This is a genomic window from Curtobacterium sp. NPDC089991 (genome assembly GCF_044748425.1).
In the GTDB taxonomy this organism is placed as follows: Bacteria; Actinomycetota; Actinomycetes; order Actinomycetales; family Microbacteriaceae; genus Curtobacterium.
Map to the genome: position 1 here is coordinate 38,672 of NZ_JBIVGB010000003.1, position 16,015 is coordinate 54,686.

Below are 16,015 nucleotides of genomic sequence, written 5' to 3' on the forward strand. Positions count from 1 at the left end.
CGGGCTGAGCGACAGTTCGCGGGGCCGCGAACCCGTGAACTGTCGCCCAGCGCGAAAGCTCGGCACCGCGCCCCGCCCGCGCCCGCGCCCGCCGCCCGCGCCCGCCGCCGCGCGCCCACCGGGCGCTCAGGGTCCGTTGGTTGTGTGGACGCACAGGTTCGCAGCACCACACGTCGAGGAGGACGGATGGCCATCGACCGCAGGATGTTCCTGCTCGGGGGAGCGGGGGTGCTGCTCCTCGCGGGTTGCTCCACGCGCCCCGAGCGCACGCTGGTCCAGGACTGGCCCACCGACCCGCCAGAGGGCGAGGCGACGATCAGCTGGTGGGCGGGCCAGGTCGCCTCGAAGGACGGCGGTGACCTGCGGCGCCGGCTCATCGCGGAGTTCCAGAAGGAACACCCGAACATCCGGGTGCGGATCGTCAGCGCCCCGAGCGACACCGACACGAACCGGACGAGCCTGACGACGCAGATCGCGGCCGGCAGCAGCACGCCGGACGTCTACCTCGGTGACGTCGCGTGGCCCGGGCAGTTCGCGAAGAACAAGCTCGCCACCCCCGTGAACCAGCTCGTGGGCGAGGACTTCTTCGACCAGTTCCCCGAGGGCCTGCGGCAGGCGGCGAGCGTCGACGGGACGTACTACATGTTCCCGCTCTACATCGACGAGTCGTTCTTCCTGTACCGGAAGGACCTGCTCGCGAAGCACTCCCTGCAGGTGCCGGGGTCGTGGGAGGAAGTGCGCGAGACGGCCGCGAAGCTCGTCGACACCGGTGACGTCAGCTACGGGTTCGCGTTCCAGGGCGACGTGTACGAGGGCCTCACCTGCAACGTCACCGAGTTCGTCGCGGACGCCGGCGGCTCGCTGCTCAACGACGACCTGACGAAGCCCGAGACGACGAGCTCGGAGACGAAGCGCGCCTTCGAGTTCATGCGGTCCCTGATCACGGACGGCGCGAGCCCCCGGGCCACCCTGACGTACCAGGAGCAGGACACGAACGACGCCTTCTCGGGAGGCCGGGCGGCGTTCCTGCGCAACTGGTCGTACGCGTGGGGAATCGCCAACGGGCCGGACAGCCAGGTCGCGGGCAAGGTCGGGCTCGCCGCCCGTCCCACGTTCGACGGGCAGGACGAGCACCACTCGACCATCGGCGGGTGGGGGAACTACATCAACCCGCACACGCAGCAGCCCGCGGCGGCACTGACGTTCGCACGCTGGATGTCGAGCGAGACGGCGCAGCAGTTCCTGACCCGCGAGGGCGGCGTCCTGCCGGCCCGCAGCGCGTCGCTCGTCAGCGAGGACGCGAAGCAGCAGCAGCGCCCGACGTACGACACCGCTGCCGGCATCACGCTCGTGCCCCGTCCGACGTCGACCGCGTACTACCCGAAGGTCTCGCAGGGCGTGTACCAGAACGGCAACAGCATCCTCGGCGGACAGGCGTCCGTCGACGGCGGCACGAGCACGATGGCCTCGGCCATCGCGCTCGCCCTGCAGGGGGAGGCGCTGTGAGCGCCGGCACGGCCACACGGTCGGGCACCAGGCCGGGAGGCACGGGTCGCCAAGACCCGCCGCCCCGCCTGAGCGGGCGGTCGCGTCTCGACCGCATCCGCGCGCGGGGCGCGTGGGGCTTCGCGGCCCCGGCGCTCCTGGTCGTCGCGGCGGTGACGATCTTCCCGGTGGTCTACTCGATCGTCCTGAGCTTCGCGGACGTCGAGGTCGGCTACGAGGGGTTCACGATCCAGTCGTTCGGGCTCGGCAACTACGCGGCCCTGCTGCAGAGCGCGGACTGGTACCGAGCCCTCGGCTTCACGGTGCTGTACACGGTCGTGACCGTCTCGGTGGAGCTCGTGCTCGGGATGCTCGTCGCCCTCGTGCTCGAGCGGCTCGGGGCCACGCGCGGCTGGATGCTCGCGCTCATGCTCATCCCGTGGTCGCTCGTCACCATCGTCAACGCGCAGCTGTGGAAGTACATCTACGACAGCACCTACGGCGTCGCGACGTGGTTCTTCGGCCTGTTCGGGGACGCCCCGGTGATCCTCGGCGAACCGGTGCCCGCGATCACGGGCCTGATGGTCGCGGACATCTGGAAGACGACGCCCTTCGTGGCGATCATCCTGCTCGCCGGGCTCGTGCAGATCTCCGAGGACCACTACGAGGCCGCGGAACTCGACGGCGCGAGCACCTGGCAGACGTTCTGGCGGGTGGTGCTGCCGCAGCTCACCCCGACGCTGACGATCGCGGTGCTGTTCCGCATCCTGCAGGCGTTCGGCGTCTTCGACCTGCCCTTCGTGCTGACGAACGGCGGACCGGGCACCGCCACCCAGTCGCTCGCGATCATGGGCTACAAGGTCCTGTTCCAGGACATCAACATCGGCCCGGGCGCGGCGATCGCGACGTCCACCGCGATCATCGTCGCGGCCGGGTGTCTTCTGTTCCTCCGGGCCTTCCGGAACCAGGCGAAGGGAGGGGATGCCTGATGCCCCGTCAACGTGTGCGCAAGGGCTGGCGCAAGTGGGTCAACACCGTCAACGTCAGCGGCGTCGTCATCGCGGTACTCACGGCGCTGCCGCTGTACTGGCTCGTGTCGACGTCGCTCAAGCCGGCGTCCGAGATCGGGCAGTCGCCGCCCACCGCGTTCCCGCAGGCGTTCACCCTCGACAACTTCGTGGTGGCCTTCCGCGACAACGCGCTCGGGCAGTACATGGTGAACAGCGTCATCGTGTCGGTGTCGACGACGGTGATCGTGCTCGCGCTGGCGTTCCTGGCGGGCTACGCGCTCGCCGGCCGGTGGATCAAGGGCCGCACGGCGATCATGACGTCGCTGCTCATGCTGTCGGTGTTCCCGGCGATCGCGGTGCTCACGCCGCTGTACCTGCTCGAGCGCAACCTCGGGCTGCTCAACTCGTACCCGGGACTGATCGTGCCGTACGTCGCGTTCAACCTGCCGTTCGCCATCTGGATCATGCGGAACTACCTCGTCGGGATCCCCTCGACGATCGAGGAAGCGTCCGAGATCGACGGGGCGGGAGCTTGGCGCACCGTGCTCAGCGTGATCCTGCCGATGGCGAAGCCGGGCCTGTTCACGGTCGGCGTCTTCACGTTCACAGCGTCGTGGAGCGAGTTCCTGATGGCGCTGACGTTCAACAGCGAGAACTCGTTCCGGACGATCCCGGTCGGCATCGCGCTGTTCGGCACGCAGTTCACGGTGCCCTTCGCGCAGATCTTCGCGGCGAGCGTCGCGGCGACGGTGCCGATCGTGATCCTGGTGCTCGTGTTCCGCCGCTCGATCGTGTCGGGGCTCACCTCCGGTGCCGTCAAGGGGTGACGCGTCCATTGATTCCTGAGGGATAGTCCGCCAGGATCGGAGCAGACGTCGACGGCGACGGCCAGGACCAACCACCCCGGCCGTCGCCGCCACCGATCGGCGTCACGGATCAGGAGACACGTCATGGCTGACAGCACTGCGCCCCCGCGCGCCCGGAACCGTGGCCGTCGCGCCGCGGACGACACCGCCCGCCGCTCCCGGCGTCGCAACCGGGTGTTCGCGCTCGCTGCCGGCGGGGTCCTCGTCATCGGCGGCGCGGGCTACACGCTCGCGTCGTGGACGGACACCGAGTGGGTGTTCGGCGGCAACGGCTCGGGTGGGCCGGGCGTGGGGACGTCCGGGTTCGAGGTCGAGCAGAACGTCACGGCGCCGTTCGCCGCGGCGGGCTTCACCTCGGACGAGACGAACCCGGGCCAGGCGCTCCGGTTCACCGTCGACGCGCTCGCCCTGTCGCCGGGCACCGCGACCTACGCCCCCGTCGCACTCCGCACCGCCGCCGACTCGATCGCCGGCGACCTGGTGCTCCGGGCAGCGGTGCCGGCGACCGGGGTCACGGTCTCCGACGCCGACGACGTGCTGTGGAACGCCCTGCAGGTCCGGGTCGCCGCGATCACGGACACCACCGCCGTGTGCGACGCCACCGCGTTCGACGTGCCGTGGACGAGCGTCGCGTCCGGGCCGCTCGGCACGGCTGCCGCGACGATCGCGCGGCCCCTCGCCGCGGCCGGCGGGTCGACGCAGGTGTACTGCTTCGAGGTCTCGCTGCCGGAGTCGCCGACGCTGCCGGCCGGCACCACGGTCGACGCGCTCCAGGGGCGGACGGCCGCGCCCGCGTGGCAGTTCGCCGCCGAGTCCGACTGAGCGCGGCCGTGCGCGGCTCCACCGCGCCGACGTCCTCCGACGAGGGCGCGGCGCCGCCCCGTCGTCCCGCCGACCGCATCCGTACCGTCGTCCTGACGGTCGTCGGCGCGGTCGGGCTCACGTGCCTGCTCGCCTGGGCCGCCGTGGCGTTCACCGGGCTGTCGTTCGTCGTCGTCACCACCGGGTCGATGGCCCCGACGATCCCCGCGGGCGGGCTCGCCATCACGCACCGCGTGCCCGCGGCCGAGATCACCGACGGGGACGTCGTCACGGTCCCACGCGCGGGGGCGGCCCTGCCCGTCACCCACCGGGTGGTCGCGGTGGACCGGGTCCCGGGGGACTCCGCGGCGCGGTCGCTCACCCTGCGGGGCGACGACAACGCCTCCGACGACCGCGACCCGTACGTCGTCCGGCACGCCGGACTCGTGCTGGCGCACGCCCCCGGCCTGGGCTCGGTGCTCGTCGTGGTCACGAGTGCCCCGGCCCGTGGGCTGGCGGTCGCGCTCGTCGGCGTGCTCGTCGCGTGGGCGTTCTGGCCGGCCCGGCGGGAGGACTCGTGACCCGCGTCCTCGCCACCTCCGCGGCGGTCGCCGCGGTGCTCGCCGGTGCGGCCGGCATCGGCACGACGGCGGTGGCGGTCGCCGCGACGGACTGGAGGCCCGTGGCCGAGACCGGCACGCCGGGCCGGTTGGTGCTGCACACCGGTCCGGAGCCCCTCGTGCTGCCCGGGGCGGGGAACGACGCGGACGTCACGTGGCAGGTGCGGACGAGCGTCGACGAGCCCGGCCCGGTCACCCTCGACCTGCAGCTCACGGGGCGGGGCGGCCTGCCGGGCGGGACCGACGGCGTGCTCGTGACGGTCGCGACGTGCGACCAGCCGTGGGGGGACCCGTCGGGAGCCCCCACGTGCGGCGGACAGACCGCCGCCCTCGTCGACGCCGTCCCCCTCGTCGACTGGGCGACCACCGCGCCGTCGGTCCGTGTGCCCGACCCGGACGGCGACGGCTCGGCGTACCTGCTCGTCCGGTTGTCCCTCGGTGACGCCGCGACCACGGTGCCCCGGACCGCCGAGGTCGGCGTCGGCGTGACCGCTCGCGGCGGGGACCCCGTCGTGCCCGGACGCCCGACGCACGGCGACGGCAGTGGCGACGGCGGTTTCGACGACGTCGGTCCGGTCGTCCTCGCGATGACCGGTGGCGGGTTCGCGGGGCCGGTGCTCGTCGCGGTCGCGGCCGTGCTCGCCGGCGTCGCCCTCCGGCTCCGGCGCCCCGGGAGCCGGTCGTGACCCGGCGTCCGCTGCACCTGCGCCGTGGCCGGATCGCGGTCGTCACCGGCATCGTCGTCGCAGCAGCCCTGGTCACGCCCACCGCCGTCCCGAGCACCGCGTCGTGGTCGGACCGCGAGTGGGCGCACGGGGCCGTGGGCACGTCGTCGTTCGACTGCGGCACCGATGCCGACTACACGTCGACGGCCTCGAGCCGGTTCCTGGGCGGGAGCATCGCCGGCATCGACCTCGACGACGTCGCCACGGTGCGCGGGGTCGACGTCGCGAAGACCGGAGCCGCACCGGCATCGGTCGAGCCGGCCACCGCGCCCGAGCTCGGCACCGGCGGCCGCCCGTTCACGCAGGCGTTCGGCAACCCGCTCGACGTCGGGCTGCTCGGCGACGTGGCGGGCATCGACCTCACCGGTCTCGGCCTCGGGCTGCCGGCCGGTTCGGCGGGCGCGGTGAACCAGGTCGCGACGGCGTCGGGCACCGGTGACGCGGTGGCGGCATCCGGGCTCGTCGCGGACTCCGGTGGCGTGCTCGTCACGCCGACGACCCCGTCCGGCGACCTGCCCGACCCGGCGTCGATCACGCTCGGCCGCGCACTGCCGGGCATCGCGGACGTCACCGACGTGGGGCTCGACGTCGGAGCCGTCGGTGCGAGTGCGCAGCTCGCCGGGTGCGACGCGATCAGCGACGACGTGTGGGGCGGGGTCGTCCAGCGCACGCTCGCGACGAACCTGCGTGCCGCGGTGCAGCAGGTGGCAGCCGACAGCGGGCCCGCCGGGCTCGATCGCGACTACGGCATCGCGAGCCTCGACCTCCGTGTGGACAGCCCGCTCGTCGGTGCGCTGGTCACGGCCGTGAACGACACCGTGGTGCAGCTCGACGCCACGGTCGACGCGCTCGGTGGCACGGACGGGGTGCTCGCACGGACGATCAACCAGGGCGTGCTCGGGGTACTCGGCGGGCTCATCGGCAGCCTCGGGCTCGGCACCATCGGGGGCACGGTCGAGATCACCGGGCCGGACCTGGCGGGCGCGGTCGCGCCGCTGCTCGCCGAACCTGTGCAGGACGCCGGCGGAACGTTGTCGCTCGACCTGTCGGCCGGATCCGTCCGGGTCGACCTCGCGCACCTGCTCGGCGACGACGAGCACGGGCTCAACGACCTGCCGCCGAACCACGAGGTGGTGCTCGACGCCGTCACCCTCGGTGCGCTGGCCGACCGGCTCGGGCAGGTGGTGGACGCCTGGGCGGGGAAGATCACGACCGCCCTGACGACCGCGCTCGGGTCCCTGCACGTCCGGATCGCGCTCGCCGCCGACCTCAGCGCACCCCTGGTGCTCGGCATCCGCGTGAAGATCGCCACGCTGTCGATCGGCGTCGACACCGGGGTCGCGGCGCTCATGGCGGGGCAGACGAAGCTGTCGGTCGGGGTCGCGCTGCTCGGACTCGACCTGGGTGGCCTGCTCGGCGTCGTGACCGGCCTCGCGACGTCGCTCGTGAACCCGTTGACCCAGGCGGTGGTGGGGACGCTCACGACCCGGTTGTTCGCACTCGTCGGGACGCTCGGCACGACGCTGACGACGACGATCGGCGGCCCGGTCGTCCGTGCGCTCGGGACGGTCCTCGCACGGCTGCCCGGGGTGCTCTCGCTCCGGGTGAACGTGCAACAGGACCTCGCGGCCGCCCCGACCCCGGCCGGCCGTGCGACGACCGGGCAGTACACGCAGACCGCACTCCGCCTGTCGATCGCGGACGCCCTGGTGCCCGGGGGACTGGCCCGCGTCGACCTGGCCAGCGCCGTGGTGGGGCCGAACTCCGTGTCGCTCCTCGATGCCGCCCGCGCCCGAGATAGGTAGCATCGTTACCTAGCTGCGCATGGTGGACAATCACCGGAGCCGCATGCTGACCGCCCGTACCCTGCCGTCAGGGGCTCGGGGCGCCGAGGTCGACGGCCGCGATGATGCGGTCGACGATCCGGACGAACCGGACCCTGTCCCGTTCCGAGAAGGAGGCCAACAGCTCGTGCAGGTGCTTGTTCGTGCCGTCCATGGCGATCGAGTAGTCACGCCTGGCGGTCTCGGTCAGCTCGATGTGCCGACTCCGCCCGTCGGCCGGGTTCGGCACGCGGCTCAGGTGTCCGCTCTGCTCGAGTCGGTCCACCATGCCGGTCACCGCCGGGCCGGTCAGGCCGAGGTGCTTCGCGAGGTCCTTCACGCGGACGGTCCGGTCGGCCGCTTCGGCGCGGGACACGAACTGCAGCACGGTCAGGTCGCTGCCCGAGACGTCGAGCTGGTCGCGCAGCCGCGCCCGCAGTGCGGACACTGCTGCTTCGAGTCGGGTCAGCGCCGCCACGAGGTCGAGATCGCTCACGAGCGCGCCCCCTTCGGACCGATCGGGTCCGCGCCACCGTACGCCGTGCTCACCGGGTCAGCGTATCCACATAACGAGTTGCACGGTCAGGTTCGGGTGTCCGGCACGGGGGCGATGCACCGTGACTGACACGTACGATTCCCCACGTGCCGGCGGACGCGCGAGCGAGTCGGTGCGCTTCGAGGTGTCCGGCATCGATCCGGAGTCGGCGGCGCGTGACCTGGCCATGGTGCACGGCGCCGAGCAGTGGTCCGCCCAGCAGACCGGCAGCGAGTTCCTCTACCGCTACACCGCGGTCGGCGACACCGAGATCAGCATCCGTCGGTCCCAGATGCGCGGCGTCCTGCGCGGTGCGATGCCGATCAGCACCGACTACATCGTCGCGTGGATGACGAGCGGCAGCGCCCACCTCGACGTCGGCGGGCAGCGGGTGGACCTGCACCGGAACGTGCCGACGCTGCTGCCCTGCGACACCGCGTTCGTCTTCGCGGCCGAGGACCACGACCAGCGTCTGGTGCACCTCGACCGGGAGCTCGTGCACCGGGTCGCCAGCGAACAGCTCGACCTGGGCGACCGCCCGCTGCGCTTCGACCACACGCGCGAACCGGACAACGCGATGTACGGCCGGTGGCAGGGTGCCCTCGCCGCGCTGTCCCGCGCGCTCCGTGTCGGCGGTCCGGATTCCGACACCTGGGTCGCGGCGAAGTCGCTCGCGATCGCCGCCTTCCTCGAGACCTTCCCGCCGCAGCTCGACGACCTGCCGGCCGAACTGGCCCTGCCGCGGAACGCCCGGCTGCGCGCCGCCGTCGAGTACGTCCACGCGCACGCGTCCGAGACCGTGACCATCGCCGACCTCGCCGCGGTGGCCGGCCTGAGCGTGCGGTCGGTGCAGGAGTCGTTCCGTCGGGTGTTCGACGTGTCGCCGCTCACCTACCTGCGGGACGTCCGTCTGGACCGCGTGCGCAGCGAACTCCTCGCACTCGACCCGCAGGTCGGAGCGATCGGGGACGTCGCCCGACGCTGGGGGTTCGCGCACCTCGGCCGGTTCTCGGCGTCGTACGCAGCCAGGTTCGGCGAGTACCCGAAGCAGACCCTGCGCCGCTAGCCGGGGGTCAGGGCCGCGGCGCGGGGCCGGTGCTGGAACGCACCCGCAGTGTGGTCGACAGACGGACGTGGTCCGACGCGGCTTCACCACGGAGCATCGTCAGCAGCATCTCGACCGCACGGGACCCGAGTTCGGCCAGCGGTTGCGACACGGTGGTGAGCGGCGGGGTGGTGATCGACGCCTGGGGGACGTCGTCGAACCCGACGACGGACAGGTCCTCCGGCACCCGCAGGCCGAGCTCCGCCGCGGCTCGCAGCACACCGACGGCCGACGAGTCGTTCGCGGCGAACACCGCGGTCGGTCGCTCGTCCATCGTGAGCAGGTCGCGCGCGACAGCCGCGGACTGCTCCTCTTGGTAGTCGCCGTCGCGGACGAGCCGCTCGTCGATCGGGAGTCCGGCGGCGGTCAGTGCGGAGCGGTACCCGGCCTCGCGCAGCTGGGCGGACGCCAGATCGACGCGGCCGCGCAGGTGCGCGATCCGGGTGTGCCCGAGCGCGAGCAGGTGCTCGACGGCCTGGACCGCCCCGCCCTCGTTGTCGGCGTCGACCGTCGCGTGGCCCTCGGGCCCGGTGTGCGGGTCGATCGCGACGACCGGGATCGACGAGCTCGACAGGGCCGTGGTCGGGGTGACGACGATGGCGCCGTCGATGAGGGTGCCGGACAGGCGGGACAGCGACCGGCGTTCCCAGCCCGGGCGGTCGGCGCCGGTCATCAGGCCGGCGTAGGCGAGCAGCTCGTAGCCGGTGCCGGTCGTCGCGCTCGAGATGCCGCGCAGGAGCTCGGTCGAGAACGGCTCGAACTCGGGCACCAGGATCCCGACGACCCCGGTGCGGGAGCTCCGCAGGCTGCGGGCGACCAAGGACGTCTCGTAGCCGAGGTCGGCGACGACCTGCTGCACGCGGATCATCGTGGCCGCGGCGACGCCGTCGCGCTGGTTGATGACCTTCGACACGGTGGGGATCGAGACCCCCGCGACCCGTGCGACGTCGCCGATCGTCACCCGGCCGGCACCGGGACGCGCGCCGAGTGCCGAGTCCATGTGCTCACCGTACCGCTGATGGCGTGTCGAAACGGTGTAGAAAACGTTATCGATATCGATTGACAAGCGGCAGGAGCACCTGGCACGCTCTCCGCAGCGGCAGTGGATGTCGCTGCATGTCAACGACGACACGAGGAGTTCCACGATGACGAGGAAGATCCGTGCCGCGGCAGCCATCGCGCTGATCGGGGCGACAGCACTGGTGGCCACGGGCTGCTCGGCAGGCGGCAACGCGGCCGACGACGGCAACGGGAAGGTCACGATGACCTTCTGGCAGAACTCCACCACCGGACCCGGCAAGGCCTACTGGGCCTCGACGGTCAAGGCGTTCGAGGCGAAGTACCCGAACGTCACCATCAAGACGCAGGCCATCCAGAACGAGGACCTGGACGGCAAGCTGCAGACCGCGCTCAACTCGGGCGACGGGCCGGACGTCTTCCTGCAGCGCGGCGGCGGCAAGATGGACGCGATGATCGCCGCCGGGCAGCTCATGGACATCTCCGGCTCCATCAGCGCCGACGCGAAGAAGTCGATCAGCGCCGGGACGTTCGCGGGCTACGAGAAGGACGGCAAGACCTACGCCATGCCCGGTGCCGTGCTCCCCGAGGGCATCTGGTACTCGAAGGACCTGTTCCAGAAAGCCGGCATCGACCGTACCCCGACGACGATGGACGAGCTGAACGACGACATCGCGAAGCTCAAGGCCGCCGACATCGACCCCGTCGCCGTCGGTGCGAAGGACGCCTGGCCCGCCGCCCACTGGTACTACAACTTCGCGCTGCGCGAGTGCAGCCAGAAGACGCTCGAGGGCGCGGCGAAGTCGCTGAAGTTCGACAACGCGTGCTGGACGAAGGCCGGCGAGCAGCTCGAGGACTTCACCGCGACGAAGCCGTTCAACGACGGCTTCCTGACGACCGCTGCCCAGCAGGGTGCCGGCAGCTCCGCCGGACTCCTGGCCAACCACAAGGCCGCCATGGAACTCATGGGCGCGTGGGACCCGGGCGTGATCAGCTCGCTCACCCCGGACGGCAAGCCGCTGGCCGACCTCGGCTGGTTCCCGTTCCCCACGATCGACGGGGGCAAGGGTGACCCGAAGTCGATGATGGGCGGCGTCGACGGCAACTCCTGCTCGGCGAAGGCTCCGAAGAAGGCCTGCACGGACTTCCTCAACTTCATCGTGCAGAAGGACAACCAAGAGGCCTACTACACGGCGTTCCAGGCCATCCCGGTCAACCAGGAGGCCCAGTCGGTCGTCGACGCGGACTACCTGAAGTCGGCGCTCGCCGCCTACCAGGACGCGCCGTTCGTCTCGCAGTACCTGGACACCCTGTACGGCCAGAACGTCGGCAACGCGCTGAACACCAGCGTCGTCGACCTGCTCGCCGGCAAGGGCAGCGCGAAGGACATCGTGGACACCACCAACCAGGCTGCGGCCAAGGGCTGACCATGACCCTCGACACCTCGCTCGGCACGACCCCGGCCACCGGGTCGGACACGGCCGCGGGGACGTCCCTGGCGGGGAGCGGTACGCCGCTCCCCGCCGGACGGCGGTCCACGCGCCGCATCGCGGACTGGCGGAAGCGCGTCGAGATCGCGGTGCTCGCCGGCCCCGCGGTCATCGTCTTCGTCACCTTCGTGATCCTGCCCGTGGTGCTCGCCGCCTACTACGGGTTCTTCAAGTGGCAGGGCTACGGCCCACCCACCGACTTCGTGGGGCTGCAGAACTACCTGATCATCTTCCAGGACAAGGCGTTCCACGCGGTCCTGATGCACAACGGCTTCATCGTCGTGCTGTCCCTCGTGCTGCAGGGGCCGATCGCCATCGTGCTCGCGCTGCTGCTCAACCAGAAGATGCACGGCCGCGGGCTCGTCCGCGTGCTCGTGTTCGTGCCGTACGTCATCTCCGAGGTGATCGTCGGCACCGGCTGGAGCCTGATGCTCCAGTCGAACGGCGCGGTGAACGACCTGCTCCAGGGCATGGGCCTCGGCGGGCTGCGGGCCGACTGGTTGTCCAACCCGGACATCGCCATCTGGACCCTGCTCGTGATCATCTCGTGGAAGTACATCGGCTTCGCGGTGATCCTGTTCCTGGCCGGCCTGCAGAGCATCCCCGAGGAGCTGTTCGAGGCCGCGGCCATCGACGGCGCCGGTTACTGGCAGATCCAGCGGCGGATCACCCTGCCGCTGCTCGGCCCCACCATCCGGATCTGGGCGTTCCTGTCGATCATCGGCTCACTGCAGCTGTTCGACCTCGTCTACATCATCTGGGGGCAGTACATCTCGTCGACCGCCGGCACCTCGACGATGGCGACGTACATGGTCGCCAACGGTCGCACGTCCGGCAACTTCGGTTTCGGCAGCGCCGTCGCTGTGGTCATGTTCGTGATCTCGCTCGCCGTCGCCCTGATCTACCAGCGCTTCGTGCTCCGCCGCGACACCGCGGGTGCACTCACCGAGAGGAAGAACTGATGGCCACCACGAGCATCGTCGCCCCCGGGCGGCGGGCCACGCGGGAGCGGCGGTCCAGCGCGGCCATCGGTCGCGCGAACCCGCTCACCTACCTGGTGGCGATCCTGTTCGTCGCCGCGAACCTCGCCCCGGTGCTGTACATCGTGCTGGGCGGCTTCCGGACGAACTCGCAGATCACCACGAGCCCGGCCGGGCTGCCAGCGCCGTTCGAACTCGGCAACTACGGATCCGTGCTGTCCAGCGGCATCTTCTGGCAGCAGCTCGCGAACTCGACGATCAGCGCCGTGACCACCACCGCGGGCGTCGTCGTGCTCGGACTGATGGTGAGCTTCGTGCTCGCCCGCTACCGGTTCGCCGGCCGCGGTGCGCTGTACGCCCTGTTCGCCGCCGGTCTGATGTTCCCGATCACCGTCGCCATCACGCCGCTGTACCTGCTCGTGAAGGACCTCGGGCTGACGAACAGCCTGGCCGGCGTGATCCTGCCGCAGATCGCCTTCGCCCTGCCGACCACGGTCATCATCCTGGTGCCGTTCCTGCGGGCGATCCCGGACGAGCTCGAAGAGGCAGCGTCGATCGACGGCGCCAGCCGGCTCGGGTTCTTCTTCCGCATGGTCGTGCCGCTGTCGCTGCCGGGCGTCGTCACGGTCGGCATCCTGGCGTTCATCGCGAGCTGGAACAGCTACATCCTGCCGCTGTTCATCCTGAACAACGAGGGCAGCTACACACTGCCGCTCGGCGTGCAGGCGTTCTCGTCGCAGTACTCCGTCGACACCGCCAAGGTGCTCGCGTTCACCTCGATGTCGATGATCCCGGCGCTCGTGTTCTTCACCATCTTCCAGCGCCGCATCGTCGGCGGCCTGACCGGGGCGGTGAAGGGGTGACGACGACGGACGCGACCCGGGACACCGGACGCCAGCCGCGCCTCCAGGACGACAACGACGCACCCGACGCACCCGACGCACCCGACGCGACCGGACCCGACCGCGCCACCGCCCTGCTCGCCGCCATGACGCTCGACGAGAAGGCGGCGCAGCTCGTCGGCTACTGGCTCGACCAGACCGGCGTCGTCGCGCCCATGCAGGGTGAGATGGCGGCGGCCGCCGACGGCCGCACCCTGGCGGACATCACCCGCGACGGCATCGGCCAGTTCACCCGCGTCTACGGCACCCGACCGGTCGAACCCGACGACCGCGCGGCGTGGCTGTGGGCGGAACAGCGGCGACTCAAGCGCGAGACCCGGCTCGGGATCCCTGCGCTCGTGCACGAGGAGTGCCTGACCGGGCTCGCAGCGTGGAAGGCCGCGACGTTCCCCACCCCGCTGGCGTGGGGTGCGGCCTTCGACCCGGAGCTGGTCGAGCAGGTCGGCGCCGCCATCGGTGCGTCGATGCGGCAGCTCGGCGTGCACCAGGGCCTGGCACCGGTCCTCGACGTGATCCGCGACCCGCGATGGGGGCGGGTCGACGAGTGCATCGGCGAGGACCCGTACCTGGTCGGCACCGTGGGGACCGCCTACGTGCGCGGCCTGCAGGCGGCCGGCGTCGACGCGACGCTCAAGCACTTCCTCGGGTACTCGGCCTCGCAGGCGGGGCGGAACCACGCACCCGTGCACGCCGGACCGCGCGAGGTCGCCGACGTCTACCTGCCGCCGTTCGTGATGGCCCTGCGCGACGGTGGCGCCCGGAGCGTCATGAACTCGTACGCCGAGATCGACGGCGTGCCCGTCGCGGCGAACGGTGAACTGCTGACCGGACTGCTGCGTGACGAGCTCGGCTTCGACGGCACCGTCGTGGCGGACTACTTCTCGGTCGCGTTCCTCGAGGTGATGCACGGCATCGCCGCCGATCGTGGTGAAGCAGCGGCGCTCGCGCTCGAGGCGGGCATCGACGTCGAGCTGCCCACCGGGGACGCGTACCTCGCGCCGCTCGTCGAGCGGGTGCGGGCCGGTCTGCTCGACGAGGCCCTGGTCGACCGCGCCGTCCTTCGGGTGCTGCGGCAGAAGGAGCGACTGGGGCTGCTCGACCCGCAGGCGTTCGAGGACGAACCGCCGACCGGCATCGACCTGGACACCCCGCTGCACCGGTCGTTGGCGAAGCAGTTGGCGGCGCGGTCGCTGGTGCTGCTGTCGAACGACGATGTGGGCGCTGGTGCTGGTGCTGGCGCTGGTGCTGGGGCTGGCGCTGGCGCTGGTGCTGGTGCTGGCGCTGGCGCGCCGGCCGCCGCGCCCGTCCTGCCGTTGCGGCCCGGGGCGTCCGTGGCCGTCATCGGCCCGAACGCCGACCGCGCCGAGGCCCTGCAGGGCTGCTACTCCTTCGCCAACCACGTGCTCGCCTCGCACCCCGACCTGCCGCTCGGCTTCGCCATCCCGACCGTGCGCGAGGCGCTGGTCGACGCCCTCGGCGACGACGCCGTGCGCTTCGCCGCGGGCTGCGCCGTCACCGGCTCCGACCGTGCCGGGTTCGCGGATGCCGTCGCCGTGGCCGCCGCGTCCGACGTCGCGGTCGTCGTCGTCGGCGACCAGGCCGGCCTGTTCGGCCGCGGCACCGTCGGCGAGGGGAACGACACCGAGTCGCTCGACCTGCCGGGTGTGCAACGCTCGCTCGTCGAGGCGGTCGTCGCCACCGGCACGCCGACCGTGGTGGTGCTGCTGACCGGGCGGCCGTACGCCATCGGGTGGGCGCTCGACGGCGACGACGACGGCGTCGTCGCCGCTGGCCCGGCCGGCGCGAGCCGAGTCGCTGTTGGCGCTCGACGACCCGCGGCGGTCGTGCAGGCGTTCTTCCCCGGTGAGGAGGGCGGCACCGCCATCGCCGAGCTGCTCACCGGCGCCGCGTCACCGTCCGGTCGCCTGCCCGTCTCGCTGCCGCGGGCCGCCGGCGCCCAGCCGTACACGTACCTGCACCCGCGGCTCGGGGGCCCCTCGGACGTCACGGCCGCCGACTCGACGCCGGTCCGTCCGTTCGGCTTCGGCCTCGGCTACACGACGTTCGCGTACGAGGAGCTGACGGTCGACGCGTCGGTGCCTTCGGACGGGCTGTTCGACGCCTCGGTGAGCGTCCGGAACACGGGCGCACACGCGGGCGAGGACGTCGTCCAGCTCTACGGGCACGACGTGCACGGCAGCGTCACCCGACCGGAGGTCCAGCTGCTCGGCTACGCGCGCGTCGCGCTCGCCGCGGGGGAGTCCACCCGGGTCCGCTTCCGCGTCCCCGTCCAGCGGTTCGCGTTCACCGACCGTCGCATGCGCCGGGTCGTCGAACCCGGGGACGTGCAGGTCTGGGTCGCGTCCCACGCGGCGGCGTCACGACCGGGAGGCCCGGTGCCGGCAGGTGGGATCGTCGCGTCCGGTGGCGGGCCGGTCCGACGGCCCGTCCCCGGCTCCGCCACAGAGCGTGCCACGGTCATGGTGACGGGGCCGGTGCACGAGGTCACGCTGGACGACCCGCGGATGGTCGAGTGGACGGTGGGCTGAGCCGGGCCGCGCCGACGGGGCGGGCCGTGCGGACGGTTCAGGATGCACGGCCCGTCGCCGCGGTCAGTGCTCCTTGACGAGCGCCTCGACGTCGTTGCCGTCGGGGT

General features: G+C 71.8%; 14 protein-coding genes. 12 read left to right on the top strand and 2 right to left on the bottom strand.

Annotated elements, in window-relative coordinates:
• The first annotated feature begins 186 nt into the window (after positions 1–186).
• From ACIPV1_RS09535 to ACIPV1_RS09565, 7 genes are all read left to right on the top strand, one after another.
• Complete coding sequence (locus tag ACIPV1_RS09535) at positions 187–1,506, top strand: ABC transporter substrate-binding protein (RefSeq protein ID WP_131922243.1); 1,320 nt, start codon at positions 187–189, stop codon at positions 1,504–1,506.
• Positions 1,503–2,474: a carbohydrate ABC transporter permease gene (locus tag ACIPV1_RS09540; protein WP_185021092.1), complete on the top strand. Its 972-nt coding sequence runs from the start codon at positions 1,503–1,505 to the stop codon at positions 2,472–2,474. The genes ACIPV1_RS09535 and ACIPV1_RS09540 overlap by 4 nt, the downstream gene beginning before the upstream one ends.
• Positions 2,474–3,322, top strand: coding sequence for a carbohydrate ABC transporter permease (locus ACIPV1_RS09545; RefSeq protein ID WP_243648957.1), 849 nt, complete (start codon positions 2,474–2,476; stop codon positions 3,320–3,322). The genes ACIPV1_RS09540 and ACIPV1_RS09545 overlap by 1 nt, the downstream gene beginning before the upstream one ends.
• Positions 3,323–3,445: 123 nt before the next feature.
• Positions 3,446–4,183 (top strand): acyl-CoA dehydrogenase, encoded by a 738-nt coding sequence (locus ACIPV1_RS09550; protein WP_260155066.1) that lies wholly within the window; start codon positions 3,446–3,448, stop codon positions 4,181–4,183.
• 8 nt (positions 4,184–4,191) lie between these two features.
• Positions 4,192–4,743 (top strand): signal peptidase I, encoded by a 552-nt coding sequence (locus tag ACIPV1_RS09555; protein ID WP_123939108.1) that lies wholly within the window; start codon positions 4,192–4,194, stop codon positions 4,741–4,743.
• The gene (locus ACIPV1_RS09560) at positions 4,740–5,468 is read left to right on the top strand and encodes a hypothetical protein (protein ID WP_123939107.1); all 729 of its coding nucleotides are present in this window, start codon (positions 4,740–4,742) and stop codon (positions 5,466–5,468) included. The genes ACIPV1_RS09555 and ACIPV1_RS09560 overlap by 4 nt, the downstream gene beginning before the upstream one ends.
• Complete coding sequence (locus ACIPV1_RS09565) at positions 5,465–7,312, top strand: choice-of-anchor G family protein (RefSeq protein ID WP_123939106.1); 1,848 nt, start codon at positions 5,465–5,467, stop codon at positions 7,310–7,312. The genes ACIPV1_RS09560 and ACIPV1_RS09565 overlap by 4 nt, the downstream gene beginning before the upstream one ends.
• 67 nt (positions 7,313–7,379) lie before the next feature.
• Here the strand turns inward: ACIPV1_RS09565 and ACIPV1_RS09570 are convergent, their stop codons facing one another.
• Complete coding sequence (locus ACIPV1_RS09570) at positions 7,380–7,826, bottom strand: MarR family winged helix-turn-helix transcriptional regulator (RefSeq protein WP_123294672.1); 447 nt, start codon at positions 7,824–7,826, stop codon at positions 7,380–7,382.
• Positions 7,827–7,947: 121 nt separating this feature from the next.
• On the opposite strand from ACIPV1_RS09570, the gene ACIPV1_RS09575 reads away from it, so the two are divergent.
• Complete coding sequence (locus ACIPV1_RS09575) at positions 7,948–8,931, top strand: AraC family transcriptional regulator (RefSeq protein WP_123939105.1); 984 nt, start codon at positions 7,948–7,950, stop codon at positions 8,929–8,931.
• Between the two features lie 7 nt (positions 8,932–8,938).
• On the opposite strand, the gene ACIPV1_RS09580 is transcribed toward ACIPV1_RS09575, so the two are convergent.
• Entirely contained in the window at positions 8,939–9,970 is a 1,032-nt protein-coding gene (locus ACIPV1_RS09580) for a LacI family DNA-binding transcriptional regulator (RefSeq protein ID WP_123939104.1), read from the bottom strand.
• A gap of 145 nt (positions 9,971–10,115) precedes the next feature.
• On the opposite strand from ACIPV1_RS09580, the gene ACIPV1_RS09585 reads away from it, so the two are divergent.
• From ACIPV1_RS09585 to ACIPV1_RS09600, 4 genes are all read left to right on the top strand, one after another.
• A complete protein-coding gene (locus tag ACIPV1_RS09585; RefSeq protein WP_402726268.1) occupies positions 10,116–11,414 on the top strand; it encodes an ABC transporter substrate-binding protein in 1,299 nt (432 codons plus the stop codon).
• Positions 11,415–11,416: 2 nt separating this feature from the next.
• Positions 11,417–12,439, top strand: coding sequence for a carbohydrate ABC transporter permease (locus ACIPV1_RS09590; protein WP_402726269.1), 1,023 nt, complete (start codon positions 11,417–11,419; stop codon positions 12,437–12,439).
• Complete coding sequence (locus ACIPV1_RS09595) at positions 12,439–13,320, top strand: carbohydrate ABC transporter permease (RefSeq protein WP_123313217.1); 882 nt, start codon at positions 12,439–12,441, stop codon at positions 13,318–13,320. The genes ACIPV1_RS09590 and ACIPV1_RS09595 overlap by 1 nt, the downstream gene beginning before the upstream one ends.
• Before the next feature lie 125 nt (positions 13,321–13,445).
• Positions 13,446–15,908: a glycoside hydrolase family 3 protein gene (locus ACIPV1_RS09600; RefSeq protein WP_123939159.1), complete on the top strand. Its 2,463-nt coding sequence runs from the start codon at positions 13,446–13,448 to the stop codon at positions 15,906–15,908.
• The last annotated feature ends 107 nt before the right edge of the window (positions 15,909–16,015 follow it).